General features: G+C 67.8%; 29 protein-coding genes. 3 read left to right on the top strand and 26 right to left on the bottom strand.

The window, feature by feature from the left end; translation table 11 throughout:
- Positions 1-21 precede the first annotated feature (21 nt).
- Entirely contained in the window at positions 22-900 is an 879-nt protein-coding gene (locus KF708C_RS31585; protein WP_020205251.1) for a branched-chain amino acid ABC transporter permease, read from the top strand.
- The gene (locus tag KF708C_RS31580; RefSeq protein ID WP_059415643.1) at positions 897-3,479 is read left to right on the top strand and encodes a branched-chain amino acid ABC transporter ATP-binding protein/permease; all 2,583 of its coding nucleotides are present in this window, start codon (positions 897-899) and stop codon (positions 3,477-3,479) included. Before KF708C_RS31585 ends, KF708C_RS31580 begins: the two co-directional genes overlap by 4 nt.
- Here KF708C_RS31580 and KF708C_RS31575 read toward each other — a convergent pair.
- Together KF708C_RS31575 and KF708C_RS31570 are read right to left on the bottom strand one after the other, a co-directional pair.
- Complete coding sequence (locus tag KF708C_RS31575) at positions 3,473-4,600, bottom strand: bifunctional nicotinamide-nucleotide adenylyltransferase/Nudix hydroxylase (RefSeq protein WP_082080165.1); 1,128 nt, start codon at positions 4,598-4,600, stop codon at positions 3,473-3,475. The two genes, KF708C_RS31580 and KF708C_RS31575, sit on opposite strands and share 7 nt — an antisense overlap.
- Positions 4,601-4,637: 37 nt before the next feature.
- Positions 4,638-5,081 (bottom strand): GNAT family N-acetyltransferase, encoded by a 444-nt coding sequence (locus tag KF708C_RS31570; RefSeq protein ID WP_020205248.1) that lies wholly within the window; start codon positions 5,079-5,081, stop codon positions 4,638-4,640.
- A gap of 859 nt (positions 5,082-5,940) precedes the next feature.
- Here KF708C_RS31570 and KF708C_RS31560 point away from each other — a divergent pair.
- Positions 5,941-6,630: an SOS response-associated peptidase gene (locus KF708C_RS31560; RefSeq protein WP_059415639.1), complete on the top strand. Its 690-nt coding sequence runs from the start codon at positions 5,941-5,943 to the stop codon at positions 6,628-6,630.
- Positions 6,631-6,650: 20 nt separating this feature from the next.
- Here KF708C_RS31560 and KF708C_RS31555 read toward each other — a convergent pair whose 3' ends face one another.
- From KF708C_RS31555 to KF708C_RS31440, 24 genes are all read right to left on the bottom strand, one after another.
- Positions 6,651-6,941 carry a hypothetical protein gene (locus KF708C_RS31555; RefSeq protein ID WP_059415637.1) on the bottom strand — a complete coding sequence of 97 codons (291 nt, stop codon included), beginning with the start codon at positions 6,939-6,941 and terminating at the stop codon, positions 6,651-6,653.
- Entirely contained in the window at positions 6,938-7,339 is a 402-nt protein-coding gene (locus KF708C_RS31550; RefSeq protein WP_059415635.1) for a hypothetical protein, read from the bottom strand. Before KF708C_RS31550 ends, KF708C_RS31555 begins: the two co-directional genes overlap by 4 nt.
- The gene (locus KF708C_RS31545; RefSeq protein ID WP_059415634.1) at positions 7,336-8,049 is read right to left on the bottom strand and encodes a hypothetical protein; all 714 of its coding nucleotides are present in this window, start codon (positions 8,047-8,049) and stop codon (positions 7,336-7,338) included. The genes KF708C_RS31550 and KF708C_RS31545 overlap by 4 nt, the downstream gene beginning before the upstream one ends.
- Complete coding sequence (locus KF708C_RS31540; protein WP_156174042.1) at positions 8,025-8,360, bottom strand: oligosaccharide flippase family protein; 336 nt, start codon at positions 8,358-8,360, stop codon at positions 8,025-8,027. Before KF708C_RS31540 ends, KF708C_RS31545 begins: the two co-directional genes overlap by 25 nt.
- A 3-nt stretch (positions 8,361-8,363) precedes the next feature.
- Positions 8,364-8,633: a hypothetical protein gene (locus tag KF708C_RS31535; RefSeq protein WP_059415630.1), complete on the bottom strand. Its 270-nt coding sequence runs from the start codon at positions 8,631-8,633 to the stop codon at positions 8,364-8,366.
- Positions 8,634-8,720: 87 nt separating this feature from the next.
- Positions 8,721-9,071 (bottom strand): hypothetical protein, encoded by a 351-nt coding sequence (locus tag KF708C_RS31530; RefSeq protein ID WP_059415628.1) that lies wholly within the window; start codon positions 9,069-9,071, stop codon positions 8,721-8,723.
- Positions 9,068-9,394, bottom strand: coding sequence for a hypothetical protein (locus tag KF708C_RS31525; RefSeq protein ID WP_059415626.1), 327 nt, complete (start codon positions 9,392-9,394; stop codon positions 9,068-9,070). The genes KF708C_RS31530 and KF708C_RS31525 overlap by 4 nt, the downstream gene beginning before the upstream one ends.
- 7 nt (positions 9,395-9,401) lie before the next feature.
- Positions 9,402-10,610: a phage head spike fiber domain-containing protein gene (locus tag KF708C_RS31520; protein WP_059415624.1), complete on the bottom strand. Its 1,209-nt coding sequence runs from the start codon at positions 10,608-10,610 to the stop codon at positions 9,402-9,404.
- A 2-nt stretch (positions 10,611-10,612) separates the two neighbouring features.
- On the bottom strand, positions 10,613-10,822 hold the full coding sequence (locus tag KF708C_RS31515) for a hypothetical protein (RefSeq protein WP_059415622.1): 210 nt from the start codon (positions 10,820-10,822) through the stop codon (positions 10,613-10,615).
- Entirely contained in the window at positions 10,822-11,088 is a 267-nt protein-coding gene (locus KF708C_RS31510; RefSeq protein ID WP_059415620.1) for a spike base protein, RCAP_Rcc01079 family, read from the bottom strand. Before KF708C_RS31510 ends, KF708C_RS31515 begins: the two co-directional genes overlap by 1 nt.
- 628 nt (positions 11,089-11,716) lie before the next feature.
- The gene (locus tag KF708C_RS31505; protein WP_059415618.1) at positions 11,717-12,625 is read right to left on the bottom strand and encodes a tail fiber domain-containing protein; all 909 of its coding nucleotides are present in this window, start codon (positions 12,623-12,625) and stop codon (positions 11,717-11,719) included.
- On the bottom strand, positions 12,625-13,554 hold the full coding sequence (locus KF708C_RS31500; RefSeq protein WP_059415615.1) for a hypothetical protein: 930 nt from the start codon (positions 13,552-13,554) through the stop codon (positions 12,625-12,627). Before KF708C_RS31500 ends, KF708C_RS31505 begins: the two co-directional genes overlap by 1 nt.
- Before the next feature lies 1 nt (position 13,555).
- Positions 13,556-15,040, bottom strand: coding sequence for a hypothetical protein (locus KF708C_RS31495; protein WP_156174041.1), 1,485 nt, complete (start codon positions 15,038-15,040; stop codon positions 13,556-13,558).
- Positions 15,037-19,869 (bottom strand): tape measure protein, encoded by a 4,833-nt coding sequence (locus KF708C_RS31490; protein ID WP_156174040.1) that lies wholly within the window; start codon positions 19,867-19,869, stop codon positions 15,037-15,039. Before KF708C_RS31490 ends, KF708C_RS31495 begins: the two co-directional genes overlap by 4 nt.
- 47 nt (positions 19,870-19,916) lie before the next feature.
- Positions 19,917-20,240 carry a DUF1799 domain-containing protein gene (locus KF708C_RS31485; protein WP_059415611.1) on the bottom strand — a complete coding sequence of 108 codons (324 nt, stop codon included), beginning with the start codon at positions 20,238-20,240 and terminating at the stop codon, positions 19,917-19,919.
- 59 nt (positions 20,241-20,299) lie between these two features.
- Positions 20,300-20,647: a hypothetical protein gene (locus tag KF708C_RS31480; RefSeq protein ID WP_059415609.1), complete on the bottom strand. Its 348-nt coding sequence runs from the start codon at positions 20,645-20,647 to the stop codon at positions 20,300-20,302.
- A gap of 80 nt (positions 20,648-20,727) precedes the next feature.
- On the bottom strand, positions 20,728-21,660 hold the full coding sequence (locus KF708C_RS31475) for a phage tail tube protein (protein ID WP_059415607.1): 933 nt from the start codon (positions 21,658-21,660) through the stop codon (positions 20,728-20,730).
- On the bottom strand, positions 21,653-21,856 hold the full coding sequence (locus tag KF708C_RS31470) for a hypothetical protein (RefSeq protein WP_059415604.1): 204 nt from the start codon (positions 21,854-21,856) through the stop codon (positions 21,653-21,655). The genes KF708C_RS31475 and KF708C_RS31470 overlap by 8 nt, the downstream gene beginning before the upstream one ends.
- 9 nt (positions 21,857-21,865) lie before the next feature.
- Positions 21,866-22,300, bottom strand: a complete 435-nt coding sequence (locus KF708C_RS31465; RefSeq protein WP_059415602.1) for a hypothetical protein — start codon at positions 22,298-22,300, stop codon at positions 21,866-21,868.
- The gene (locus KF708C_RS31460; protein ID WP_059415600.1) at positions 22,297-22,599 is read right to left on the bottom strand and encodes a hypothetical protein; all 303 of its coding nucleotides are present in this window, start codon (positions 22,597-22,599) and stop codon (positions 22,297-22,299) included. The genes KF708C_RS31465 and KF708C_RS31460 overlap by 4 nt, the downstream gene beginning before the upstream one ends.
- Positions 22,599-22,901: a hypothetical protein gene (locus KF708C_RS31455; RefSeq protein ID WP_156174039.1), complete on the bottom strand. Its 303-nt coding sequence runs from the start codon at positions 22,899-22,901 to the stop codon at positions 22,599-22,601. Before KF708C_RS31455 ends, KF708C_RS31460 begins: the two co-directional genes overlap by 1 nt.
- Before the next feature lie 70 nt (positions 22,902-22,971).
- Positions 22,972-23,907: a major capsid protein gene (locus KF708C_RS31450; RefSeq protein WP_059415595.1), complete on the bottom strand. Its 936-nt coding sequence runs from the start codon at positions 23,905-23,907 to the stop codon at positions 22,972-22,974.
- 46 nt (positions 23,908-23,953) lie between these two features.
- Positions 23,954-24,328 carry a DUF2190 family protein gene (locus KF708C_RS31445; RefSeq protein ID WP_059415593.1) on the bottom strand — a complete coding sequence of 125 codons (375 nt, stop codon included), beginning with the start codon at positions 24,326-24,328 and terminating at the stop codon, positions 23,954-23,956.
- A gap of 37 nt (positions 24,329-24,365) precedes the next feature.
- The gene (locus KF708C_RS31440) at positions 24,366-25,730 is read right to left on the bottom strand and encodes a S49 family peptidase (protein WP_063923102.1); all 1,365 of its coding nucleotides are present in this window, start codon (positions 25,728-25,730) and stop codon (positions 24,366-24,368) included.
- Positions 25,731-25,762 lie beyond the last annotated feature (32 nt).

Below are 25,762 nucleotides of genomic sequence, written 5' to 3'. Positions count from 1 at the left end.
AAGGCACCACAAGGACTCACCATGTTATGGATCTCCGCCCTCATCAGCGGCCTCGGCCTGGGCAGCATGTACGGGCTGATGGCACTGGGCTTCCACATCACCTACGCGGTCTCGGCCACGGTCAACTTCGCGCAGGGCAGCTCGATGATGCTCGGCGCGGTGCTGGCCTACACCTTCGCGCAGACGCTGGGCTGGCCGATGCCGCTGGCGGTGCTGCTGGCGCTGGCGCTGTGCGCGCTGTACGGGCTGGCGGTGGAGTTCCTGGCGGTGCGCCCGTTCGCCAGCCGCGGCTCCAATGCGTGGCTGATGGCCACGGTGGCGCTGGGCATCGTGCTCGACAACGTGGTGATGCTGACCTTCGGCACCGAGCCGCGCAGCCTGCCCTCGCCGCTGGCGGCATCATCGATGCAGCTTGGCGACACCGGCGTGGGCGTCTACCCGCTGCAGTTGCTGATCCCGGTGATCGGGCTGGCGCTGGCGGGCGTGCTGCATCTCGCGCTGCGCCGCTCGCGCTGGGGCGTGGCGATGCTGGCGGTGGTGCAGAACCGCGACGCCGCGCGCCTGATGGGCATCCCGATCCGGCGCCTGGTGGCGGCGTCGTTCGCGCTGTCCACGCTGCTGGCCGGCATTGCCGGCGTGCTGATCGCGCCGCTGTTCAACGTGCAGTCCGACATGGGCACCGTGTTCGGCCTCAAGGCCTTCGCGGTGGCCATCCTCGGCGGGCTGGGCAGCGCCTGGGGCGTGATGGTGGCGGGGCTGATCTTCGGCGTGGCCGAGGCGCTGGTGACGGCGTCGCTCGGCTCGGGCTACACCCAGATCATCACCTTCACGCTGGTGATCGTGCTGCTGGCCATGCGGCCTGACGGCCTGTTCGGGCGCGCGGAGGTGCGCAAGGTATGAATGATTCCACTCTGGCATCCGCGCCGCGGGCAACGCCCGCCGCCGACGCGCCGAAAGCGCCGCTGCTGGGCCTCGGCACGCCGCTGCAGGTCGGCGCGATGGCGCTCGCGCTGACGGCCGCCGGCGCCGCGGCGCTGCTGGTCAACGGTTACTTCGTCTTCGTCATCGCCGGGGTCGCCATGCTGGCGATCTGCGGCGTGGGCCTGAACCTGCTGCTCGGGCTGACCGGGCAGGTCTCGTTCGGCCACGTGGGTTTCTATGCGATCGGCGCCTACGCGGTGGCGGTGCTGACCGGGCAGGCCGGCTGGAGCTTCTGGGCGGCGTGGCCGGTGGGCGCGCTGCTGGCGGCGGCCACCGGCGCGCTGCTGGCGCTGCCGGCGCTGCGCGTGAAGGGGCCCGGGCTGGCGATGGTGACGATCGCCTTCGGCTTCATCGTCGAGCACGGCGCGGTGGAATGGCGCGCGCTGACCGGCGGGCAGAACGGCCTGATGGGCATCGCCCAGCCGGCGCTGCCCGGCGTGGACGGCGGCGAGCGCGCGCTGGCGCTGATCGCGCTGGTGGTGCTGGGGCTCGCGCTGGCGGCCTATGCGCGCATCGCGCGCGGGCCGTGGGGCGCGGCCATGCGCGCGGTGCGCGACAGCGAGACCGCGGCGGCCTCGGTCGGCATCGACCCGCTGGTGGTCAAGACCGTGGCGTTCGCCATCTCGGCCGCGCTGGCGGGGCTGGCCGGCGGTCTGTTCGCGCCGCTGCAGGGCATGGTCACGCCGGGCATGTTCTCGTTCCTGCAGTCGATCCTGTTCGTGCTGGTGGTGATGATCGGCGGCGCCGGCACGGTGGCCGGGCCGGTGCTGGGCGCGGTGGTGGTGGGCGTGCTGCCCGAGCTGCTGTCGAGCCTGGAGAACCTGCGCCTGCTGTTCTTCGGCGGCCTGCTGTTGCTGGTGCTGTGGGTGGCGCCGGGCGGCATGGCCGGCCTGCTGGCACGGCTGTGGCAGCGCGCGCGCGCGCCGCGCGCCGCGCCGCGCGAGGGTGCGGCCGCCGGGCTGCCGCAGTTGCCCACCGAGGCGCGGCGCGGGCTGGCCGCGCGCGGCCTGTCGATGGTGTTCGGCGGCGTGCGCGCGGTCGACGACCTGTCCTTCGACCTGCCGGCCGGCGCCGTGACCAGCCTGATCGGCCCCAACGGCGCGGGCAAGTCGACCGTGCTCAACATGCTGTCCGGCTACTACCGGCCGCGCGCCGGCGGCCGCAGCCTGGGCGAGGCCGCGCTGCCCGCGCGCGGCGCCTGCCACAGCGCGCGCAACGGCATCGCGCGCACCTACCAGACCTCGCAGCTGTTCGCCGGCATGAGCGCGGTGGACAACGTCGCCATCGCGCTGCGGCGCGGGCGCCTCGGGCCGCTGCTCGGCATCGCCGGCTTCAACGCGCCGGCGGTGCGGCGCCAGGCGCTGGCACTGCTGGCCGCGTGCGGCTACGCCGGCGACCCCGACGCCGGCGCGGCCGACCTCGCCCACGTCGACCGGCGCCTGGTGGAGATCGCCCGCGCGCTGGCCACGCGCCCCGCGGTGCTGCTGCTCGACGAGCCGGCCGCCGGCCTGTCGCGCGAGGACAAGGCGCGCCTGGGCACGCTGCTGCGCGGCATCGCCGCCAGCGGCATCGCGGTGGGGCTGGTGGAACACGACATGTCGCTGGTGATGGACGTGTCCGACGGCATCGTGGCGATCGACGCCGGCCAGCACCTCGCCGCGGGCACGCCGGCCGCCATCCGCGGCGACCCGCAGGTGCGGCGCGCCTACCTGGGCGAGGCCGGCGCGCTGGCCGGGCAGGACGGCGCGCGGGCGCGCAAGGCGTCTTCCGAGGCGTTGCCGGAAGTGCTGGGCGTGTCCGCGCTGTGCGCGGGCTACGGCGCCGCGCCGGTGCTGCACGACGTGGCGCTGCAGGTGCGCGAAGGCGAGATGGTGGCGCTGCTCGGCGCCAACGGCGCCGGCAAGTCCACGCTGATGCGCGCGCTGTCGGGCCTGCACCGGCCGGTGCAGGGCGGCATCACCTTCGACGGCACCGACCTGGCCCGGCTCGACGCCGGGCAGATCGCGGCGATGGGCGTGGTGCTGGTGCCGGAAGGCCGGCAGGTGTTCCCGGAACTGTCGGTGCTCGACAACCTGCGCCTCGGCGCGTTTCCGTCCGGCCCGCTGCCGCACATGGAGATGGTCAAGCGCGTGGAGGCCATGATGGCCCGCTTCCCGCGCCTGCGCGAGCGCCAGCATCAGCGCGCCGGCCTGCTGTCCGGCGGCGAGCAGCAGATGCTGGCGATCGCGCGCGCGCTGATGTCGCGCCCGCGCGTGCTGCTGCTGGACGAACCGTCGCTGGGGCTGGCGCCCAAGGTCATCGCCGAGCTGTTCGATTCGCTGGACCAGTTGCGCGAGGCGTCGATCAGCATCCTGCTGGTGGACCAGATGGCGGCGCTCGCGCTGGCGCTGGCCGACCGCGGCTACGTGATGGAGGAAGGCCGCGTGGTGGCCAGCGGCCCGGCCGACCAGCTCGCGCGCGATCCGGCGCTGGCGCAGGCCTATCTGGGCGGTCACTGAGAAGCCGGCTCGCCGTCGGCCGCGTCGGCCCCGTCGAACAAGTGCAGGAAATGGTCGAGGATCAGCAGGTGGTCCTCGAACATCTGCCCTTCCCGCGCCAGCAGTTCGTGCTGCGGCACCCAGCGCACCGCGGCCGCGTCGTCGGCGGCGTCCACCTCGGGCAGCGCGTCGAGCGCGAGGTCGAAGAAGAACGCATGGGTCAGCGTGCGCCCGCGCTGGCTGCGCTCGGGATGGTCGAACAGCGCCTGCCCGCGGCACGCCTGCCGCAGCGCCGCCCTGGGCAGGTCGAAGCGGGTCTCCTCGTCGAGCTCGCGCAGCACCGCGTCGGCCACGCGCTCGTGCTGGTCGAGGAAGCCGCCCGGCAGCGCCCACGCGCCGCGCCCGGGCTGGCCGCCGCGGCGGATCAGCAGCACGTGGCCGCGGCAGCGCACCACCGCATCGACGGTGACGAACACCGGCGGATACGGCGCGGCCGCCCAGCGGCGGCGATGGTCTTCCAGGAAACGGTACTCCGCCAGCAGCACGGCAAAGGCCTCGCTGCCGGCGAACTCGCGCAGGAAGGCCGCGACCGGGGCCGGCAGCACGTGCGCCGCGCCGTCGAGCGCGCCGGCCTGCGCGAACCACTGGCGGCGCACGTCGGCCGCGTTGAGCTGGCCGAAGCTCGGCTGCGGCACCAGCGGCCAGCCGGGAAAATCGTTGAGATACCCCGAGGACGCATCCTTGAAATGGCCGAACAGGCCGACGCGCGCGGCGGGCTTGCCACCGGCTTCCGCCTCGAGCGCCGCGCCCACGGCGGCGCGCACCGCGGCGGCCCAGCGCTGGCCCTGGTAGTAGTCGCGCACGGCGACGAAGCGCAGGTCGGCCACGCGGGCGGCGTCCCAGCCGGCCACCGCGGCTTCGATCATGCGGCGGCGCTCGGTTTCGGTAAACGGGTTCTTCACGGTGCGCGCGCCGCCGGCCGAGCCGAGCACCACCACCACCGCGCGCGCCTGCGACAGCGCCCGGCGCAGCATGGCGAAGTGCCCGTCGTGGAACGGCTCGAAGCGGCCGATGTAGACCAGGTAGTCGAATGGCGCCGGCTCCGGCTGCATGGGTGCCGCCACCGGCGTGGGCGAGGTCATCGGTATTTCATCTCTGTGTCATCCGGCGCTGGCCGGCCTATTTCAGCTCGCAGCACATGCACAGCGGCAACGCGCCTTCCTGCCGCTGGAACTCGCGCGAGGCGCGCACCGCCGGCGGCAGGCACTCCGCCGAGATCAGCGAGAAGCCGTAGCGGGCGAAGTAGTTGGGACAGTTGGCGCTGAGCAGCACCGCCCGCACGCAGCCGTTGGCGCGCGCGCGCATCATCGCGGCGGACACCATGTGAGTGGCGACGCCGCGGTCGCGGTATGGCGGCAGCACCGCCACCGAACGCACCACCACCGTGTCGCCGTAGGCCTCGGTGCCGGCGCAGCCGACCAGCAGGCCGTCGAGCAGGGCGACATGGAACGACGCCAGCGACGGATCGAGATCGTCGCTGGCAAGCCCGCAGGACTGGAGTATTTCCGCGATGGCCGGCCAGTCGGCCGGTTGTGCGGCGCGGACACGCAGATCTCTTGTCATTGCAATTGTCTCCCCGCCACGCACGATGACGGAGGTTGTCATGGATGGACTGCGTTGACTTCACACTACATGATTCGGCCGACTTGTTCCAGCCGGGAATACGGCAGGAAACCCTCTGTGCGCATGGCGCGGGCGCGCGGCGAACGGCGGGCCACATCGCGCGGGGTCGCATCACGCATTTGGGGGGGAACGGCGGGGAAAAAACGGAAAACGGAAAAGGCGCGCGGAGCGCCTGCCGCATGCCGCGGCGGCCACACACATGGCCGATGCGCGAAGCGGCACCGGCCAGCGATGCTGGAGGCGGGGGGAACGGAATCGAACCGCCGTGTACGGCTTTGCAGGGCGTTAATTATCTAATTTATTCAGTTACTTATATACAAAACCACGCCGAAAAGCCACGCGCCTTCTATCGATTTTCCTCTTTTCTTTCACCAAGAATACTGTATATTTGTACAGTATATGCCTCTGATTCGAGACTCACTGCCCCCGGACCTCCCCGCCCTAACAAGCGAGGAATTGCGCGACATCGGCGTTCGAAACCGCTCGCCCGATGTGCGCGATCTACTATGGGAAATAGCAAGGCTCCGCAGCCTCATACGCCAAGCTCGCTACTTCGTTTCCCTCGTCGATGAGAAGCACGCTGGCGTTCCCGCGATGACCCAATCCACCCTCCGTACATTCAATGCGGAGCCATGTGTCATCGAGGAGATCGAGGACGACTACAAGAGCCCGTTTCCCGGCTCTCGAAACTGGTCTGGCAAGGTGCCCTCAGACAGAGAGGTCAGGATCTTCGAGGACATGCACCGGGGCGCGCAGGAACGCATCGCAAAGCGCCACCTTCGCCGAAGGGGATGACCACATGTGCACGAACTATGCTCCGCTGCAGCGCCAGGTACTGCTGCAGGTGTTCGGCATCAAGCCACCGGACCAAGACTGGAAGCCCGAGACCTACCGCGACTATCTGGCACCCATCGTGCGCGCCGGCGGCGACGGCCACCGCGAGTGCGTACTGGCCGGCTTCGGCATGGTGCCGCGCGCGGAAATCAAGTGGCGCAATGAGGAGGCGGAGCGAAGGACCGGCGCGCCGCCCAAGTTGAAGGACTATGACACGATGAACGCGAGGCTTGAGACCATTGGCTCCCGCGGCTCATTCAAAGGGCCGTGGGCAGCCGGCCAGCTCTGCCTCATTCCGGCCGCCGGCTTCTATGAGCCCTACTACGAGTCGGCAAGCGCCCCATCGGTGCGTTGGCGCATCTACCTGGCCGCCGGCGAACCGTTCGCCATCGCCGGCCTGTGGAGTGCCCGCTCGGACGGCGCGCTGACGTTCACCATGCCGACGGTCAACGCGGAGAGCCATTCGCTGTTGAGCCGGTTCCATCGACCAGGGAAAGAAAAGCGCGGCGTGGTCGTGCTGCCGCGCGCCGAGTGGGACGACTGGCTGACCTGCCGGGACCCGGAAAGGGCACGCACCTTCCTGCGGCTCTACCCAGCCGAGGGAATGGCCGCCGAGCCGGCGCCGTTACCGCCGCGCGTCAAGGCTGGCCAGTAGCGGGACATGCCGGCCGCTGGCTACCGGCACGCCGCGGCGGCCGCCTCCAGCAGGATCTCATACGCCTCGCGCTGGCGCACCTCCACCAGCGCCGCCCGCCCCTTCACATACACGTCGGCCCCCGGGTCAGCTTGGCCCAGCGCCCAAGCCGGCTTCTCCACCGCCTTCACCTTGCACGGCACGGCCACCGGCACCTCAACGGTCTTCGTCTGGTTGATTACCTGCGGTGGCGCACTGCCGCAGCCGGCCAGCAGCGTGCCAAGCCCCGCGAGCACCACGAAATTTCGATTTTTCGAAAACTGGAATTTCATTGCGCTGTCCTCCGTTCCTTGATCGCTTCGGTCAGCAGCTCGTCGAGCGAGCCGCATAGGTCGGCAGGTTTAGACGGCGGCCGGCGCGCCAGGTAGTCGGCCTTCTTCTCCGCCTCGGTGGCCCGCCCCTGCGCCTCGGCCAGCGCCGCGGCCGCGCTGGCGGCGCGCGTCTCTGCCGCCTGTTTCAGCGCCGCGACGGCCGCGTTGGCCGTGCCCACGTCGGCAGCGCAGCGCTCATTCGCGTCCTGCACCCGGCCGGCCAGCTGATTGGCCGCCGCCAGCGCCTGGCCGGCGGCTTCCGCGCGCGGGGCGAAGTAAAGCCAGTTGGCCAGCACCAACGCCAGCACGCCGCCGAGCAGTGCCGCAACGCCGGCGGCGCTCCAGTTGATTACCTTCATCGCATCGTCTCCACGTACTTGGGCATGCGCGCCTCGACGCGCGCGGGATACTTGCTGTTGATCTCGCAGAACGACTCGGCATAGCCGGCCGCTCGCTCGTGCGACTGCGGGCACTGGTGATCGAGATGACCAAACCAGGTACCCGGGTCGCACCCAGCGACCAAGCTGCAGCTACGCACGCGCTTGGCTACCGATCCCGCGCCGCCGTTGTACATAGCGGCCGCGCAGGCCTTCACCTGGCGGTTCTCGTGCATGAGCGGCTGGCACTGCCGATCGTGCATGCGCAGCTTCACCACCACCGCACGCAACTGATATTCCGGGCGCGCGCAGTCAGCCCACGACCAACCAGCGAGCCCGGGATCGAGTGCCCGCGTCTCGGCCAGCGCATCGAATCGGATGCGGCCGCCGGCATCGTAGGCGCGCGTAAATTGCCCGAAGCCGCAACCGTGCTCGCGCGCCGTCCGCAGCGTGGCATTGACGCGCCAAAGGCTTTCCTGCTCGATCAGCGCCGGCACCCAGGCGCGCGGCGCGACATCCGGCCAGGCCGCGGCCAGCTCGTGCTGCAGCTGGGGCAGGTAGCGCGGCGCGTCACCAGGTAGCTGCGCCGCGGCCGGCCCGGCCAGCCACAGGAGCAGGAGCGTGAGCGCCGGCAACAGGAAGACCTCGCACGCGGCGAGGCCCTCGATCAGCGCGCGCCGTAGACGATCCATAGGATCACCCCCATACGCGCCAATACGCCCATCGAGAGCACTGCGAACACGATCGCTGCACCAACGCCCGCCGTCGAGCTGGCCACGGCATCGCGCGCGATGTCCTGGAAGTCCAACCGCGGGTGGAGCGCCACGCGCATGACCAGCACGGACATCTCCACCCAGTAGACCACCGCAAGCGCCGGCAGCACGGCCGCCACCTCCGGCACGGCGGTGGCCAAGGCCAGCGGCTGGAACATGGCGAAGGCAAGCACGGTGGCCAGCGCCGACCAGAACAGGCGCCAACCCAAGCGCCGCAAAACGTTTTTCATGTGTTACCCCTTGATCTTGGATATGAAGTGTTCCCACAGCGCCCACAGGACGCCCGCCAGGGCGGCCCATGAGCTCGTCTTGAGCAGGTGCGTGATGAGCTCCTGGCGCAGCTTCCGGCGGTCCGCCATCGCCTGCATGATTTCCTCGTGGTAGCGCCGGTGCCCATCCGAATCGCCCTCTGGAAATCCCGTCCGCAAGCGCCGCACCTCCTCTGTCAGCTCCGCTATGGCACGCAGCACGGCCTGCAACTGCGTCGGGTCGTCTTCCCCCATGTGCCTCCCCGGCATAAAAAAACCCGCACTCGGCGGGAATGAAAAAACCACCCCGCGGGGTGGCTGACTGGTGAAGCAATCGGCGCGCTAGGCCGTGAGCAGGCGATAGGCTTCCTCCTGCGTGATGTCCAGCCCGTAGTTACTGGCCAGCGACGACGCCATGCCCTGCGCCGCGGCCGGGCCGGCCACCGCCAACTGCGCGCGGTAGGCCTCGAGCTCGAGCCGAAGCCGCCAGTTGGGGCTGAACTCGTACAGCAGGCCGTTGAGGCCCAGGTAGCGCCAGAACTGCCGCACGTGGGTCTGCTCGTGCACGAGGAGCGCCGCGCTGCTGTCCGGCCGCACCAGGACCACGGGGCCAAAGGAATAGCCGTCGAAGCGGGCCGGCAGCAGGCGGCTGGTGACGAACACCAGGCAGAGGGGGTGAAGGTAGATTTTCATTCGGCCCACACCCTGTAGGGAGTCGCCGGCGCCGGCGAGATCTCCATGCCGGCCAGCGCGGCAACCTCGGAGGCCTCAAGGGGACGCGACAGCCGCAGGTTGACGTGCCAGCCCGGCACGGCCACCGGCTCCGTCACCAGGTTGCCGTCGGCATCCCACTCGCCACCCGTGTAAATCGTGCCGATGGTCGAAAGGCTGGCGCCTGCGGCAGGAACGCGCCGCGTCTCGCCGTCGATGTCAACGTCAACCGTCAAGCCCGCGGCCAGCAATGCCGCGCGCGTGGTGTCGCGGTCAGCACCGCGTAGGTAGTAGTCATAGAACATGGCGGCCTCAGGTGGTCAGCGCTTGGAGCTCGGCATTCGTAATGCGGCGGGGGATATAGCGGACGTTGCGCAGCCAGCCGTTGATCGCCCCGCCGTTCGACCGCACGCCGAGCCGCATGGCGTTCAGGCCGGCCGGCAGCACGCCGGCGGCCGAGATGACAGGAGCCGCTCCGCCCATGCACATGGCGAAGTCGCCGGCCTTGTATGCGGCCGCAACTTTCACCGGCCCCACCGGCATGTTGGCGACCGATGCCAGGATGACGGAGCCCGCGCCACCGATGACGGACGCGAAACCGAGCCTCCCGTTGATCTCCTTCGTCAGCGTAAGGCGATTGTTTTCGGTGCCATCGTCGATGCTGACAATGCCTTTCGCCGTGGCGATGGATGAATTGGGCGCCTCAACCTCGGCATAGAACGTGCCCTCCGCGGCATTGAACCCGATCTTGCTCAGGTCAGCGATGACTGCGCTGTCGGGCACGCGAGTGACCTGCGCTGCGGAGGTGAGAATCGGCGCGGTGGCAAAGGCGCCTTGCTCGATCTGCGGGGCGCCGACGCGAAGAGTCACATCAATTGCGCTGCCGACAGTCACGCCAAGCCGCAGTTGGGGAGCAATCGATCCCACCGTGGCACCGCCGGATAGCGTCGGGGAATACGACGGCCGACCCATCGCGAGTTGCACGGCGGCGAGCGGGAAGGCCGCACTCGTATTGGAGAAGACAAACGCACCACCGGATGTGCTCTCGTCCAGGTTGAGACGAAAGCTGCCGATGTTCGTCAAACTCCCCGCAGCAACGCGCACGAATGCCGACAACGACCAAGTTTGGCCCGTTGCCGCAGCCAGCGCCGAATAGTTCTCGGGACCAATCTGAATCGTGCCCGCCGACGGCACTCCCTGAAATCGAATGTCGATATAGGGGATGCCGCCCTCTATGCCTACCCCCACCACACTCCATGCGGTTCCCGCCGAGTTGACGAACCAATTCGTTGGCAAGGTGCCCGGAGTGCCCGCCGTGGCCCCCGCCATCGAGTTGTTGCGGATCAAGTTCGTCCGCTGCTCCTCCAGCAGCAACCCACGCGCGAGCTGCGTCGTGGGATCGTAATCGAGCCGTGGGCCATTGGCCGCGCTCGGCACCAGCACGCCGGCCGGGCTGTAGCTCCATCCCACGGACGCACGCATGAAGGTCACTATGTCACCGAAATTCTTGCTTACCAGCATGGCTATGCCTTTCCCTTGAAAACACCCGTCACGCCATATGGCCAGGACGGATCATCGATCCACGCGCGGTAGGTCCCCGCAACGAAATCGACTACCAGCGTTACGTCGTTGGTAGCGACGAAATTCAGGCTGAGCGTGCCGCTGGCCAGATCGTCGGCGTCATAGCGACGCGCCCCGACACCGGAAATCGAAAGCCCGATGCCCAACTGCATCACAGCACCACCAGGTCGCTGGCCGTGGTGCCGGTCGCCTTGATGCGAAAGCAACGAATCGGCAGGATGGAACCCGCCGGCACGTTCTTGAACAGCACCGCGGTGCCGTCTTCGCGCACGGCGTTGACATCGCCGCCGGTGCCCACGTAGATCGCGCGCGACACCTGCGGCAGGTCCGCGTTGTCGTCCTTGTTCGCCACCACGAAATCGCGCGACGGCGAGGTGAGCTGCTGCTGGTGATACCTGTACTTGTCTTCTGCCGGCATACGGCCCTCCAAAAGAAAAAGCCACCCGAAGGTGGCGAGATAGATGGATCGAGAAAAATGCAGCGTTGCAACTATCGGCGCAAGGCCATGCGAAGCTGACTTCCGACAGCGGGCCGGCTGGCACCATCAGGAGAGACAATCCGGCCAATCCACCTGAAGTAGTAGGCGTCCCCGTTGACGAGAGGACGCTGCTCCACAACTGAGGCCCTAGTCAGCGTGAGGGTGCCCACGCTGAGCGATGAAAAGGTGGGAACTTGCCCAGGAGGCATTGTCAAGACCAGTGCAGTGCTCCCAGCTCCCCCATCCCATACGCTGGTTATCGAACGAACACCCCAACCATTCGTCCATGCCTTTGAGCCAGGATTTCCGCTCTGCCCGTGCCCCCCAAACGGCTCGGTATATGCGTCCCCGCCTATGACCCCTAGATTCGACCCATACACGTCGAGGGTCGAGTGCACACCGACTGTAATGGTGTACTCCTGGATACCGACCAGGTCAGAAAGCGACACGCTGCCCGCCGCCTTGTTGGCGAGCCGCCGGACGTTTGCGTCTGTGAGGCTGATGGGGGTCTCGGGTGCCAACCCCATCTCAGCGTTGATGCTGTAGAAGGAAATCGGATAGTCGAGCATTACCGGGACTCCAGCGCGGTCAGCCGGAGGTCCTGCTCCTGAATCGCCGCAAGCAGCACTGCCGATAGCTTGGGGTAGTTGACTGAGAGCTTTCCGTCTGGCCCCACCACCACCAGCTCCGGCAGATCCATGAGCAGGTCCTGCGCAATGACCCCTATGTCCTTGCGCCCGCTCTCGTCACCCTTCCAGCCGTGGCGCACGACGCGCAAGCGCTTCAGCATGGACAGCACCCCGACCAGCGCCTCAAGGTCAGTCTTTAGCGTGATGTCGGAAGGAGCGGTAACGTTGGTTGCGGTCAACACACCCGTGACCCTGATGTCGCCGGTGAGCTGGTATTTCGTGGCACCGTCATCGGCAACACCCCCGAACAAATGCCGGCCTGCGCCGCTGACGATGTACTCGCTTGTCGCCGTGGAAAAATCCCGCGCTGCGGCCGTGTTACGCACCAAGGCCCAGCTGCCTCCCGTGTTGCGCAGATCGAACAGCCCCAATGCCCCCGCCTGAGCGGTATCGTCCATACGCAGTTGCGGGCTGGCACCCGATAGCACTCCCACGCGAGCAGTCACCGACGTGAGAACAGGAGTGTCCGTCCAACCCACCCCGGTGGCACTGGCGTTCACAGCAAACACATAGTTCGCCTTGCCTGCATAGGATGGCGCGCCGGCTGCTGCCTGCGCGGCAGCGGCAAAGGCCTGCGCGCTGGCCGCCGAAGTCGCGGCGGCATCCCGATAGCCCAGCACCGCCTGCGCGGTGGTCTTGACCCAGATGGTGAGCTTGAGGAACTGCTGCAGCGCGATCATGAACCGCGTGCGGTGGCCACCGTTGGCCAGGCCCGTGGAGGGGTTATCGCTGTCGTCGATGGTGATGCCATCGCCGCCAACGTCCGGCGTGAAAGTTACGCTGGTCATCAGGTGAGCTCCTCGATTTCAAATGCGTTGCTGAAGTTACCGACAAAGGCCCGTGTGATGGGCCCGAGCTGGCGATGGCGGCCGAGATACGACTGCCGCATCAGATTGATCGCGTCGTCCCTGTCCCACACCAGAAGGATCTCGCCGTCGATGCCGGCCTTGCGCTGGATCTCGAACATGCGGCCAAGGGCCTCATCCCGGGTCAGGAAACCGAGATCAAAGCGCGTCACGCGCCGGCCCGCCTTGTGATCGAAATACGGCGTACCGGACAGCGCACGCTGCATCCCGGTATCGGTCTCCCAGGCGATCGACGCGCCATAGTTGGCGTTGTAAAGGGGCTGCCAGGCACTGCCGACGAATATGCGGCCGAACTCGACATAGCCGTCCGGGTTCGTTTCGTCATCGATCTCCACCCGGACATACCGGCCCGCGGTCGGCTTCGGCAAAATGGCCAGCAGCAACGAGGGATATTCCCTGCGCTCCTCCTCGGTGATGCTGCCGGTCCAGAAATTGTCATCTTCCCACTCGAGCACGCTGGTCGGGAACAGCGTTGGCCATGCCAGTTGCCAGTCTGGCTCCCACGCCATAAAGGTCTGCGTGAGGAAATCCATCTGCAGCGAAGGCGACCCGTCCAGCGGCACCGTCACCGCGTTGTCGTAGACCGGCGCGGCAAAGCCCGGATCGGTGGCCAGACGCACACGCCACTTACCGGAGGTCGAGACGTTGTGCCGAACGATGGCAATCACCGTCATCAGTCGACTGCGACCGAGGTCCAGCGTGAATTGCGTGTCGGCCTTGGCTGCCGTTGCCGTGCGCGCCACGCGCGACAGGCGCCGGTCTTTCAGGTTGTCGCGGCTGACCTGCCAGGCCCCGCCGCTCAGCGTGCCGGTATCGGCGATGTTGGGATGCGCAAGAAGAACGTTGGCCACCCTACCCCCACAATGTCAGTTTCACGGTGTCGTTATCGACACCGGCATCCAGCGCGATCACGCACAGCAGCCGCCCGGGCGCCACGTATCTGGCGCCGTCCAGCATCACGACCGCACCCAGGTCGACGGCGGCCAGCTCCGACAGCGGCACGTCGGCGTCAACCAGCATGCGCCGCACGCTATACAGCGCGCTGCGCCTGTTGGCCTCCGCCACCGCATCAGCCTCCGCGATCAAGGCCGTATCGAACGACAGCTCTTCCGAGGAGGGCCACGGCGTTTTGACTGCGGGCACCTCGACGGCCGCCTGCCGGTATTCCTCGGCAAGGAAGGCCTTGCGTGCCTGCGACACGCTGCCGGCGGGCTGGGCCTGGACGGTGTAGTTCCGTGCGTACCGCACCACGGTGCGCCAGTTGGGCACGCCCGCCTCGCGCAACACCAGGCTGGTCACGGCATCCGCCGGCCAGCGTGCAACCGGCACGCCCGCCGGCTGCGTGAGGCGCCCCATGCGCAGGCGGTTGAGCCGGTCGAAGCCGTACCAGGCGCCGATGGCATTGGCGAGCGTATCCATCACCGCCTGCCCATTCGTCTCGCCGTCCACCCACACCCCGACCGCCGCCGCGTTGGCCGCGTTCAGCGCCGCCACGTCTGCGCCCTCGATGTCGGCGGCGGGGATGCCCGCGTCGAGCGCGACCTGCTGGAGCAGCGCACCCGCGCGCTGCTCGACCGTGGCCGCATCCGCTGTCACCTGGCCCGCCGGCGCGGAGCCGAGCCGGAACAGGCCCTGCCAGCAGCGAAACGTGCCGGCCGCCGGCGCGGTAGCCAGCAGCGCCGTCTGGTCGGCGTAGTCGGCGCCGCGAGCCAGCCCCACGCCGTTGTCATAGACCGCGCTCACGGCGCAGGCCTGGTCGGAGACTTGATAGACGAGCTTGGACGTGTTGACCGCCTTCGTGGGCACGTTCAGCACCGCGCCATAGATGCGCGGCTTGTACTGGTCCTTGAGGTCGTCTTTCGTGCCCTCCACACCGTCGGGCAGCACGTTGCTGCCCGCGTATTTGGGCCGGTCCAGCGGCTTGCCCAGGAAGGCCAGGCGGTCGCGCACCTTCAGATTGACAACGCCGTCCTCCGCGGCAACGTCATCGAGCAGACCGGACATCACCGTCGACCAGGTGGCCACCGGCGTGCCGAGCTGCCCGACCTTCACGACGAAGGGCCGGCCGTCGACGGCGTAGTCGGTGGCCAGCAGATCGAGCGCGCCATCGGGATTCAGAAGGCGAATCTGCCCGACCGAGGCGCGCGACGCGCCGTAGGTAGTGGCGCGGTCGAACAGCGACCGGCCCAGCCGCGGCTGCTCCTGCAGGCGGCCGTCGAAGTACGCATTGGCCGGCGTATCAGTCGGCCGCGTGGTGAAGCCCTCGCTTGCAAAGCGCAAGGTCTCCACCGCCGCGGCCGAGATCCGCCAGGCAGTCACCTCAATTGCAATGGTCATGGCTTGATGTTGTTGGAAATATCGTCCAGCCGCCGGCTTTGGCGGCCGGCCACCGTGACGGCCTCCTGGTGGTTGTCCTGGGCCTGCTGCATGCGCGCGGCGGCGAGCTGGCGGTTGTCTTCGCGCAGCGCCTGAACCTCAGCACGCAGCGCTTTGATTTCCGCCGTCATCGCCGGCGCGCCGCCCCGACCGAAACCGGACCAGTCCGCCGGCTTGCTGAACCGCGCGTTTTCCTCCCGGGTCAGCACCCGCTCGCCCTTGTGCAGCTCCGCCATGTACCCGTCGAAAGGCACGTAGGCCAGGCCGTTCGCGTGCGAGCCGTCCGGCCTGAAACCCTGGACCTTGTTGAAGTCGTCGGTATACTGGCCGCCGCTCGCGTAGTAGGCCCGCGATGCTTCCAGGAAGGCCTGCGCGATCTGCGACCACTGCGACCGAGCATCAGCATCACCGCCCATTGCCTTGGCCGATGTTTCGTCATAGCGGCGCTTCGCCTCCGCATACTGCTGCTCGGGCGTGAGCGTCGAGAGGTTGCCCAGTAGCAGCTGGTCCTGAAACTGCTTCACCTGGTCGCCGAATGCCTTGGTGGCGGCCTCCGCCGCCGCCGTGGCATCCGCCACCTGGCCGAAGGACGGCGCCAGGTTCATCATCGCCACGAACAGCTGCTGGCCGTTGTCCGTGCTCAGGTCCAGCGATTCGACCAAGGCCCGGAAGCCCGCGCGGGTCTCCGGCATGGCGAGCCCAAGATCCTTGAAGCTGTCGGAGAGCTGGCTGCGCAACCTGGTGATCTTCTCCTCGTCGGAGAAATAGCCGGCGTAGTAGTCGGCCACCTTGGCGTTGAACGTGTCCAGCCCGCCGCCCAGGTCGACCAGGTTCTGCCGCAGCTTGGCCGTGGCCAGGCCCACCCCACCAAAGGCCTGTTCGGTGGTCTTGCCAAGGACGGACGCCACCGTATTGGTGGAAGTGTAGACATCGGTCAAACGCTGCGCCGCATCGGACACCGATTCCTCGCCCTGACGGAGCGCCTCGAGCTGCGGCAGCAGCTGGCTGCCCATCGAGTTCGACATGTCCTTGAGCAGCTGGTCCACCTGGTCCTGCGAGCGCAGATCCGCTCGCACGCTGTAGCGGAACGAGCCGAGTCGGTCTTGCAGGCCTGCACCGCCCGCGAGCTTGTCCAGATTCTCATAGAACGCCAGCGAACCCTTGGCGGCGCCACCAAACACAGCAGATTGCTGGTCGTCCAGCGCCGAGTAGTCGGTCCATTTCTTGTCGCTGCGGAACAAGCCACCCTTGGCCTTCCAGTCCACGAACTGCTGACCGCTGAACCCGTCGGCGGTGAAGTCGCCCACGATGCCGGCGGCCTGCACTTCCGGCTTCTTGCGGCCGAACAGCGCCGTGATGGTCGAGGCACCGGAAAGCACGTTGGCCAAGCGATCGCTGACGCCGACACTGCGCAGCAGGCTGTCCGCGCCGAACGTGGCTGCCCCGTAGACCTTGCCGAGGGTGTTCATGTCCACTTTCTTGTAGTCCCACCCTTTGGCGAACAAGGCATCTGCCGCCGCCATCCCCGCCGCCACCCAGCCGGCCACCGGCACCGCGGCCATCGCACCGCTGATGCCGGCACCGATGCCGCCGGCGCTGGCGCCAGCGGAGCCGGCCATTGCGCCGAGGCCGGCCGTGCTGCCCGACAGCGACAGGGCGGTACCCGCTCCGTACAGCGACAGGCCGGCATTCGCACCATAGGCCACGCCGGCGGCACCAGCGCCATAGATCGAAGCGCCGGTGCCGGCCCCGAACAGGCCACCAGCCAGGAAGCCGGTCCCGCCGAACGTGGCGCCGGTTGCCGCGCTACCGCCACCGCCCAGCCAGGCCGACACCAGGCCGTAGCCCGTCTTGATCTTGTCGACCATGCCGTAGAGGTCCGCCGCGCTTTGAATGGCCCCGCCGGCGCCACCGCTGCCCCCACCCAGGCCAAAGGCACTCAGGATGCCGTTCTGCACGTACTGGATAGGAATGCGCAGCAGGGTGGTCTTGGCCAGGTTCTTGAGGCCGTCCAGGAAGGTGCGGCCGAAATCCTTGCCCGATTCAAAGGCGCGGAACAGGGAATCGGTCAGGCCCTGTCCCAGCTCGTTGGAGAGCCGCTTCCATTCCTCCTCGGTTTTCTTGGCCAGGTCATAGCGGGCCTCGGTGGTCTCTTTGGCCGACAGCGCCTCCTGCAGGCGCTTGCGCGCGTCGATCTCCGCATCGAGCGCCTTGAGCTGGTCGCTCATGGGGTCGAGCATGGCAATGGCCTCCCGCCGCTCCTGGAGGCGAGCGACCGTCACCGACTCGATCACCGACGGCAGGCGCCCGTACAGCAGCGTTTCGTCCTTCACGGCCACGATGCGCTGCTCGATGCCCATCAGCGTCTTCTGGTCGCTGTCCGCCTGGGCACGGTAGAGCTGCTCGGTCTGGTCCTTGAGCGCGTTGACGCGCTCCTGGTCCAACGCCGCGAGCTCCGCCTCGAGGCGCACGCGCTCGCCGTGGTACTTCTCGCGTGCCGCCAGCTCTTTCTTGCCGGCGGCCAGGTCCTCGAGCTGCTTGGCCTGCGCAATCTCGCCCTGCAGGGCCGTCTCGCGTGCATCGTAGCTACTCTGCAGCGCCTCGCTCTCCGTGATCTGCCCGGTCTTGCGCAGGCGGTCGATGTTGGCCAGCTCGCGCTTGAGCGTGTCTTCGCGCAGCTTGCTTTGCTGCTCGATCGACGCCATCTGGCCGCCCAGCATGTTCTGGAAGGCCTTATTGGCCGTCTCCGCGTCCTTGGAGCCGCCGGCCCACTTGTCATAGGCCACCTTGACACGATCGACGTAGGTAGAGAGGCTGATGGCACCCTCGGCCAGCAAGCCCTTCTGCGTGGTGATGTATTTCTCGTAGTTCTCGTTGATGCCCTTGAGCTGCTGATCGAACTTTTCGTTTTCCGCCTGAAGCTTGCGCACGCGCTCCGCGCGCATGGCTGTCTCCGCCTCGACGATGGCGTTCTCGAGCCGCGCTTCATCCAGCAGATCCGGGTTATAGGGGTTGGCAGCGCGTTGCTCCGGCGTGATGGCAGCATTCCGCGTGTGCAGGTCCGCCAAGCGCTGCTTCTGGTCGACCAGCCTCGCCGTATCGGCCGCCGGCGTGCCGTCGCGCACTTCGTTGCGCTCCCGGTACTTGGCAATCTGCTTGTTCAGATCGTCAATGATCTGCTGCGTCGTCTGAACGCTGACGGCCGCCTGCTTGCCCGACGAATCCGCCGCTTCGCGCGCGGCATCGCGCTGCCTGGCCGAGTAGATCTCCCACGCCGTGACACCGAGGCCCAGCACAGTCACCACCGCCCCCAGCGGGCCGCCCAGCAGGCCCAGGGCCCGAGCGGCGATGCCGGCACCACCAGCGCCCGCCGCCTGGGCAGTTGCCAGCGAGCGCTGGGCCGCTGCATTGGCCTCGGTGGCGGCGGCCACCTCAAGGTTCACGCGCACTTGCTGCTGACCCAGGACGGCCAGCTCCGCCAGCGCCGCCGAGCGCGCCGCCGTTGCCGCGGTCGCCTGTAGGTCGGCCTCGCGCACTAGCCGCAGGGCACCGGACAGCGCGCCGGCGGCCGTGGCCGCGGCAAGCGTCGCCTCAGCGGCTTGCAGCGACGCATTGGCACTGGCCAAACGGGCCGTCTGCTCAGTACGCGCCACACCGATAGCCGCCGAGCTCGCCGTCATGTCCGCCGTGCGCGCCGCGGTGCGGGCAACCTCGGCCTCGATCGCCAGCAGCGTAGCGGTGGTCTCCTGCCGGGTCGCTGCTGCCGACAGCATGGCTGCATCGGCCTTGCGCGCGAACGAAGACGCCGCATTCAGCGCCCAATCTGCCGCCTTGGCGGCGGTAAGGCCGGTGAGCGCCGCCGTCACGTAGTCCAGATTCATGGCCAGGAAGGAAACGCCATCCGCCAGCTTGCGGAACACGCCCGAGGCCTCGTTCATGTCCGAGATGCGCTTCATGAGCGCGTTCTGCAGTTGGGTGAACGACTGCTCGACCGTCAGCGGCATCGAGGCGAACTCCGCGCGCAGTTGCTTGCCGGCCTTGTCGAGCGCATCCAGCAGTTGCGCCGGTACCAGCTTGCCCTCTTCGCCCAGCTTGCGCAGCTCCCCGATGGAGACGCCCAGGCCGTCAGCCAATGCCTGCGCCAGGCGCGGCGCCTGCTCGAGCACCGAATTGAGCTCTTCGCCGCGGAGCGTGCCGCTGGCGAGGCCCTGCGAAAACTGCACCAGGGCAGCCTGGGTCGTTTCCGCAGCCCCGCCGCTGAGCGCAATGGCCTTGGAGGTATTCTCGGTCACGCGCAAGATTTTTTCCTGGCTGACGCCCAGCTCCTGGCCCGCCTTGGCGAGGTAGGAGTAGGTCTGCGTCACCCCTTCCCACTGCTGGCGCGTGCGCTGCGCGATGTCGTACAGCGCAGCCTGCGTTTGCGTCGCCGCCGCGGCCGAGGACGACACCAGGCCGATGCGCGCCGCCAGATTGGTGGAGGCATCCGACAGGCTGACCATCTCGCTGATGGTGAGACCGAGCCCGATGCCGCCGAGCGTGCGCAGAAGACCATCAAACTGGCGGTTCAGCGCGCCGGTGGATTCCACGGCCCGGTTCATCGAGCCGGCCAGGCGCTCCGAGCTGCGCGCCACGATCGCGGCGCTCTGCTCCGCTCGTGTCGCGGCGCCCTGCATGGCGCCCTCGATCTTGGCCCCGGTTTGCACCGCGACGGCGGCGCCACCGGCCATATCCTGTTTGTATTCGGCCAGGTCAGCACGCAACCGGACAACCATGTTCCCGAGATCGGACACAGGCCCCTCCCTTCAAATGAAAACACCCGCCGAAGCGGGTGTTGTGGTCATCGGCGGCGTCTCTCGGCTTCCTCCAGGAAGACTTTGAGCGCCGCACTCTCCATCAACTGGAGATCTGCGAACAAGGCCGCGCGGCTCTTTCCACCGATGCCGCTGAGGCGCATGGCACTCTCCACGGCTGGGTAGTTGAGGCCGGTGCGCACCACACCGGCCATCGTGCCAACGTGGTTCCACTGGCTCCACAGGTCGAGGAAAAACAGCACCGCCTCCCGGGTGTCGTCGTGGTAGAAAAAATCCTCGCCACTGCCCCGGGCCCGCGCTGCTGCCACCACCTCCGCCGGCGCACCCATCGCCTCCAGCGCGTCGGCCACATCGGCGTCCGCCTCGAAGTCGGTTTCGCGCGCGCCGGCCCAATGCCGCGCGGCCTCGATCAGTTTTTTGCGCGCGAGGTGATGACGTTGTCCCAGAACGCTGCCTGCAACGCGGCGACAGCCGGCGGGATCTGCAGCAGCACGGCCTTGTTCTCTTCGTTGAACTCGGCCACGGTGCCGTCGTCGGCTACCAGCTCTTTCCAGCCGACCAGGACCTGACGCGCGAGCCAGCAGGGATCATCCTTGCCCTCGGACAGCCAACGTGCTTTGAGCTCCTCGAGCTGGGTCACGGTGTAGCGGGTGAAAATCGCCAGGAATTGCGATTTCTCGATGACGCCCCTCTCGTTGAGGGTCTCGACGGTGACGCGCGCGCCGAAGGTCGGCGTGGTGGTGAGCTTGAATGCCATTGGGGTGGTTCTCCTGGAAATGACGGAGGCCCGCTCGACGGCGGGCCTCACGGGTTGTGCAGCGGCAAGGCCGCAGCCGGCTACTTGACCGTAATCAGCAGCTCGTCGTTGCCCACGTTCGGATTGATGGTGAGGTTGGAGGTCATCATCGCAACGCCGTCCTGGTCGGCGTATGCCAGGTTCGACATCTGCACCTTGGGAGCGTCGATCTTGACGATGTTGCCGGCCACCGTACCGTGCGTGATCGACAGCGCGCCCAGCACCACGTCGCGCACGGTCGACCACCAGTCCTTGCTGGCCACCGTGGTGAGCTCCATGTTGATGCTGCCGGTCGGCTGGCGATCGGTCTGCTCGACGCCCTCGTAGGCGACCAACGAGCGCCAGACCAGGGTATTCGCCAGATCGATCTGCAGCGCCTGCAACGGGCCCGTATAGCCGGAGATGGACCAGGTTGCCGTATTGGTCTTGTTGACCGCGGCCGGCCGCTGGAATTTCGAGTAGTCCACGCCCGCCGGATTACCCGCATCCGTCACCGGCGCGAACGTACCGATGAACTTGAAACGCATCACCGGGACCTGCTTGGCGGTGATGTCGAAGGCCACCGTACCCTTACAGCCGACCAGCTTGTGCAGCAGGCCGTCGATGTAGGCGTAGATGCTCACCGTCTCGTTGGTGCCAGTCACGGGCGCGTATTTGACATCCGTGGCCGCTGTGACGGTTTCGGACATGCCGCACGCACGCATGAGCGGCCCCCAGGCCGGTGCCGTACCGGCCGCGCCGGCGCCGGCCAGTTCGACCTCGCAGTCGAGCTCGCTGTGAATGCCCACCGGGATCTGCTCGCTGTTGCCGAAATAGGCCCGGATGAGATTGCGCGGCACGTTCTCCGCCACCAGCGGTTGCACGGTGCACGAGCGCGCCAGGATGGCATTGGCGGCGCCGGTCGGAACGGCATCGGTGCCCGGCGTCGTCTCGATTTTTGCCAGCAGCACCGTCTTTCGATTGAGCTTAGCCATGCTGATTCTCCTCGGGTTGGTTGATGGCCGGCCCGGCTACCGGACGGCGCGTGCCGCTGACCGGATCGAACTCGAACGAGCCCGCCACGCCGGCGAAATGGTCGGTGGCCAGCACGCTGGCCGAATCGGACGGTGCCGGCGTGGCCGCGGTGGTAGCCGCGTCCGCCGGCGGCCCGGCCTCCGTGTTTTGCTTCATCTGGATCTCCTATGCACTGAGGCTGTCACGCCCCGTGCGGTAAAAGAAGTCGTAGTGGACTGCGCGCGCGCCGACGATGCCGCCGAGGTTGTCGTAGCTGGGTGCGTCCGTGCCCAGCTCACTGATGTCGATCAGCGCGGGGTCCGTGAACGTCATGACGGCGGGATGCATCAGCGCGAACGCAGCTTCGGACAGGCTGTCCGGGTCCGGGTCGCGCGTCACGATGGTCACGATCAGCACGGCATGCCGGTCGATCTCCGCAGTCGACTCGGCGCCGAGCTGCTCTTTGCCGTGGTGCACCACCAGAACACGCTTCTTTCCGCGCATGTCCAATGCGGCAAAGAGGGACCGGGAGAACGCCAGTCCCAGCGCTTGCAGACCGGGCACGGCCTGCAAGCGCTCGTAGAGGCGCTGGGCCATTTCCTCGCGCTTGGTGGTGGTCATGTCGATACCGGGTTGAGATCGATCAGCACGAACGCGCCGTCACTGCGCTTCGCGGGCTCGCCGACCGGGTTGTAGTCCCCGGCCGCGGGGCCGGCGCTCACCGTCACCACATCACCGGCCGCCAGGACACCGAACAGATCCGCACGGCCCAGCAGTTGCACGCCATTGCCCCGCGAGAGACCGTTGAGCGTGTCGCCGGGCAGATGGTTGATGAGCGCCTTGTGGGAAATGCCCCGGCTGGGCACGTTGACGAGCTCGCCGAAATCCTCGACAAAATCGTCCAGGTCCTCGCCGTCCATCAGGCCTGCGAGCCGGGGTTACTGCCCTGGCCGCCCTGGTCGCCGGTCTGGTCGTCGCCGGCATCCGTATCGCCGGCGCCGCTACCACCGGGCGCGCCAGGCGCGCCGGGATCGGGGGGCGGCGGCTCCAGCTGCGTGCCGGCCGGGTTCTTCGGCTCGCCACCGCGCTTGCGCTCCACGATTTCCACCGCGCCCGCCGCCTTGAGCTCGGAGGCAAGCTCCGGCGAGACATCGAACTCGGCGCCGGCGGCGTGCGGCTCCTTCCTGCCGGTATCCACCGGCCAGATTGCTTTGACTCTCATGCTGTTCCTCTCGAAAAGGAAACGGCCCGCACATGGCGGGCCGCTCTGACAAGACGCGGCGCTAGCGCCCTCAGGCGATAGCGTTCTGGAAGAAGAAGGACAGATCCGGTGCAGTCACCAGTTCGTTGACGCGCTCGCCAGCGCGCACCATGTAGCTGCCCTCGAGGCCGCCATACTGCTTGCCGAAATCGGCATCGGAGATACGTTCGCCCTGCTGCGCGGTGAAGCCCCAGGTGGTGGAGCGCGTGGTCTCCGCCGGCTTCTCGCGGTAGATGAATGCCGCATGCTTGCCCCAGCAACGCTGCAGCGACATCGCCTGGCCTTTGCGCGCCGTGTTGACGAAAGCACTGCCGACCAGGATCTCATCGATCTCAATTGCGCCGGCCAGTTGCTGGCGCGTCACGCCGCCGGACGTACCACCCTTGCCGTTCACGTAGTCGATCACCTTCGGGTGGAGGATCAGCTTGGTCCACACGGTGCGACCGAAGATCGCCACATTCGGCCGCATGATCGGCGCGTCCAACGCGGTCAGGATGGCCGTGATCGGGTCCGAGCTGGTGTAGTCGGACCACTGCGCCGAGCCCGCCAGGGTGAGCTTGTTGGTGTGATTCGCCGCACCGAAGACGGTGTTGGCCACGCGTACCTCCCGGTCGAGCGTGACCAGCTTCATCACGAATTCGGCGGCGAGCGCCAACGGGTCGACACCCTCCGGGGCGTTCTTCACGTCCTCGACCGGGACGATCTCGTCCAGGCCGTAGTCGAACACGGCGCCGGTCTGCATGGTGCCGGAGCTTTCGACCTGGTTGGGCTTCGCCTTGCGGCCCACACGGGTGTCGGGCACGGTGAAGTGGTCAGCGACCGTTTGCACCAGATACTTGAACTCGGCCTGGGAAACCGGCACGCGCGGCATCACCTGGTCGGCGATCATCTCGCCGTTGGCGTAGGCAATCACGATCGCCGCGATGAGCTGCAGATTGATCGGGTACGGAGCGACAGCAGTCGTCATGGATGACTCCTAGAAGAAAGGGAAGAAGGAAGGCGGGACGGGGCGTCTAGCCCTGCATCACGCTGGGCGCCAAGGACACCGGGCAGATGTCGCCCTGGACGCCCGACACGTCGGCGAAGCCGATGATGCGAACGTTGCTGCCAGCGGCCGGCGCCGCCGCGACGGCACGGCCGACCGCATCCGCGGTCAGCGGCTGACCGCGCGTGACGTTGCCGCCGTACTCGATGTCGGCGATACCACTGCGCACGATGGTCGGGCGGTCGCCGGCGACGTAAGCGAAGCCCTCGGTGGCGCCCAGCAGGGGATCGGTGGCCGCGGTGGCCTGCTTGACGCTGCCGTCGGTCGCACCGTGGGTGACGATGCGATTCTTGGCCAGCGGGCCCTCGGCGATATGGGCCTTGAGGAGTCCGGGATTGCTCATGGTGATTTCCTGTGAAGTGATGAGAGACGCGGTGCGGTCAGTCCTGCGCCAGTTCCTTGGCGGCCTGCGTGGCCGCCGCGGCGTAGGACAGGCTCCCGCCATTGGCCTCGGCCTCACGGCGCAGCTCGGCCGCGCGCGCGGCGATCTGCGCTTTGGTCGGCGCATCCTTCTTGCCGCCAGCGCTGGCATCTACCGACGCCGGCAGCGGCGGCGGAGCGTCGGCAGCCTGGCCGCTGGCCTGCTTGGCCAGCGCCGCGCGATGCGCGCCCAGGACTTGGGCGGCGGCCTGGTCCGGCGTCGTCTTGCCGTCGGCCTTCAGCGAGGCAATGAGCGCCTCGTGGCCGACCATCGCGTGCGCCTCGATGCCGAGGATGCGTGCGCGCTCGGCGGTGGCGCCGGCAGCTTCGCCGGCGGCGCGGGCGGCGGATTCGATTTCCTGCAGCAGTGCGGGCGATTCTGCCGCCAGCTCGTCGCGGGTCGTGATGCTCATGGAGTTTCCTTTCGGAGAAGTGGGCATATCCGCCCGGGTCTTGGGACGGGGCACTGCGGCCCCGGGGGTTTTGAACTCGCCAGCGGCAAGCCGGCCGACCAGCTGGTCGAGCGTGGCAATGCCGTCAACCAGCCCAGCATCGACGGCCTGCTGGCCGACGAAAATGCGCCCGTCGGCCATGTCGGCCAGGACCTTCTCAGTGCTGACGCCGCGGTATTCCGCAACGGCCTGCACGAACTGGCCATACAGGTAATCCACGTAGTCCTGCACCGAAGCCCTGCCCTCCTCGGACAGCGGCGCGTAGCTGCCGGCGATGCGCTTGTACTTGCCGGCATAGATTTCGGTGGTCTTGACGCCGCGCATTTCCTCGGAGCGCGACACGTCGCGGTGGCTGCTCACGACGCCGATGGAGCCGACCTGCGTGGTGCCGTCGGCGATAAACACCGCCTGTGCGGCGGCGCCGATCCAGTAGCCGGCCGAGGCGATCAGACCATCGCCCAGGGTGACGACGGGCTTGACCGCGCCTACCTCACGCATCACGTTGGCGGTCTGCTGCGTGCCGGCGACGGTGCCGCCGGGTGTGTCGGCATGCAGCAGGATCGAATTCACCCGGCTGTTCGCCGCAGCCGAGCGCAGATCGCGCATCACCAGGTCGCTGGAAGCGCCGCCGGAGATGTCGCTGAACAGATTCGCGCGGCGCGCGATCGTGCCCATCATCGGAATGATCGCCACACCGTCGACGATCTCGTAGTCCTGCGGCTCGCTGCCGAGCGGCCGGCCCAGGCTGGCGGCTACCGCCTGCAGGTCGATCTGCTCGCCCAGCATGCGCGCGTCGTAAGCTGCGACGATCTCCGAGAGCTTGGCTGGCAGGATCGCCCAGGGCGCCGTCACCACATCGAGTAGTCGATTCATCACTGCTCCTGAAAAACAAAACCCGCCACATG

The organism is Cupriavidus basilensis (genome assembly GCF_000876015.1).
In the GTDB taxonomy this organism is placed as follows: Bacteria; Pseudomonadota; Gammaproteobacteria; order Burkholderiales; family Burkholderiaceae; genus Cupriavidus; species Cupriavidus basilensis_B.
Note: the sequence above shows the minus strand (reverse complement) of the source record. Positions and strands in the feature narration are given on the sequence as shown.

What these genes read in the sequence shown, in the direction of transcription:
- KF708C_RS31450 (WP_059415595.1), bottom strand. Translation starts at nt 23,907, where the DNA reads ATGACGACTGCTGTCGCTCCGTACCCGATCAATCTGCAGCTCATCGCG.
- KF708C_RS31575 (WP_082080165.1), bottom strand. Translation starts at nt 4,600, where the DNA reads ATGACCTCGCCCACGCCGGTGGCGGCACCCATGCAGCCGGAGCCGGCG.
- KF708C_RS31445 (WP_059415593.1), bottom strand. Translation starts at nt 24,328, where the DNA reads ATGAGCAATCCCGGACTCCTCAAGGCCCATATCGCCGAGGGCCCGCTG.
- KF708C_RS31585 (WP_020205251.1), top strand. Translation starts at nt 22, where the DNA reads ATGTTATGGATCTCCGCCCTCATCAGCGGCCTCGGCCTGGGCAGCATG.
- KF708C_RS31495 (WP_156174041.1), bottom strand. Translation starts at nt 15,040, where the DNA reads ATGACCATTGCAATTGAGGTGACTGCCTGGCGGATCTCGGCCGCGGCG.
- KF708C_RS31505 (WP_059415618.1), bottom strand. Translation starts at nt 12,625, where the DNA reads ATGACCAGCGTAACTTTCACGCCGGACGTTGGCGGCGATGGCATCACC.
- KF708C_RS31530 (WP_059415628.1), bottom strand. Translation starts at nt 9,071, where the DNA reads ATGAAAATCTACCTTCACCCCCTCTGCCTGGTGTTCGTCACCAGCCGC.
- KF708C_RS31510 (WP_059415620.1), bottom strand. Translation starts at nt 11,088, where the DNA reads ATGCCGGCAGAAGACAAGTACAGGTATCACCAGCAGCAGCTCACCTCG.
- KF708C_RS31470 (WP_059415604.1), bottom strand. Translation starts at nt 21,856, where the DNA reads ATGAAGCAAAACACGGAGGCCGGGCCGCCGGCGGACGCGGCTACCACC.
- KF708C_RS31580 (WP_059415643.1), top strand. Translation starts at nt 897, where the DNA reads ATGAATGATTCCACTCTGGCATCCGCGCCGCGGGCAACGCCCGCCGCC.
- KF708C_RS31570 (WP_020205248.1), bottom strand. Translation starts at nt 5,081, where the DNA reads ATGACAAGAGATCTGCGTGTCCGCGCCGCACAACCGGCCGACTGGCCG.
- KF708C_RS31540 (WP_156174042.1), bottom strand. Translation starts at nt 8,360, where the DNA reads ATGAAAAACGTTTTGCGGCGCTTGGGTTGGCGCCTGTTCTGGTCGGCG.
- KF708C_RS31460 (WP_059415600.1), bottom strand. Translation starts at nt 22,599, where the DNA reads ATGGACGGCGAGGACCTGGACGATTTTGTCGAGGATTTCGGCGAGCTC.
- KF708C_RS31515 (WP_059415622.1), bottom strand. Translation starts at nt 10,822, where the DNA reads ATGCAGTTGGGCATCGGGCTTTCGATTTCCGGTGTCGGGGCGCGTCGC.
- KF708C_RS31525 (WP_059415626.1), bottom strand. Translation starts at nt 9,394, where the DNA reads ATGTTCTATGACTACTACCTACGCGGTGCTGACCGCGACACCACGCGC.
- KF708C_RS31475 (WP_059415607.1), bottom strand. Translation starts at nt 21,660, where the DNA reads ATGGCTAAGCTCAATCGAAAGACGGTGCTGCTGGCAAAAATCGAGACG.
- KF708C_RS31550 (WP_059415635.1), bottom strand. Translation starts at nt 7,339, where the DNA reads ATGAAGGTAATCAACTGGAGCGCCGCCGGCGTTGCGGCACTGCTCGGC.
- KF708C_RS31520 (WP_059415624.1), bottom strand. Translation starts at nt 10,610, where the DNA reads ATGCTGGTAAGCAAGAATTTCGGTGACATAGTGACCTTCATGCGTGCG.
- KF708C_RS31535 (WP_059415630.1), bottom strand. Translation starts at nt 8,633, where the DNA reads ATGGGGGAAGACGACCCGACGCAGTTGCAGGCCGTGCTGCGTGCCATA.
- KF708C_RS31455 (WP_156174039.1), bottom strand. Translation starts at nt 22,901, where the DNA reads ATGAGAGTCAAAGCAATCTGGCCGGTGGATACCGGCAGGAAGGAGCCG.
- KF708C_RS31440 (WP_063923102.1), bottom strand. Translation starts at nt 25,730, where the DNA reads ATGAATCGACTACTCGATGTGGTGACGGCGCCCTGGGCGATCCTGCCA.
- KF708C_RS31545 (WP_059415634.1), bottom strand. Translation starts at nt 8,049, where the DNA reads ATGGATCGTCTACGGCGCGCGCTGATCGAGGGCCTCGCCGCGTGCGAG.
- KF708C_RS31465 (WP_059415602.1), bottom strand. Translation starts at nt 22,300, where the DNA reads ATGACCACCACCAAGCGCGAGGAAATGGCCCAGCGCCTCTACGAGCGC.
- KF708C_RS31560 (WP_059415639.1), top strand. Translation starts at nt 5,941, where the DNA reads ATGTGCACGAACTATGCTCCGCTGCAGCGCCAGGTACTGCTGCAGGTG.
- KF708C_RS31555 (WP_059415637.1), bottom strand. Translation starts at nt 6,941, where the DNA reads ATGAAATTCCAGTTTTCGAAAAATCGAAATTTCGTGGTGCTCGCGGGG.
- KF708C_RS31480 (WP_059415609.1), bottom strand. Translation starts at nt 20,647, where the DNA reads ATGGCATTCAAGCTCACCACCACGCCGACCTTCGGCGCGCGCGTCACC.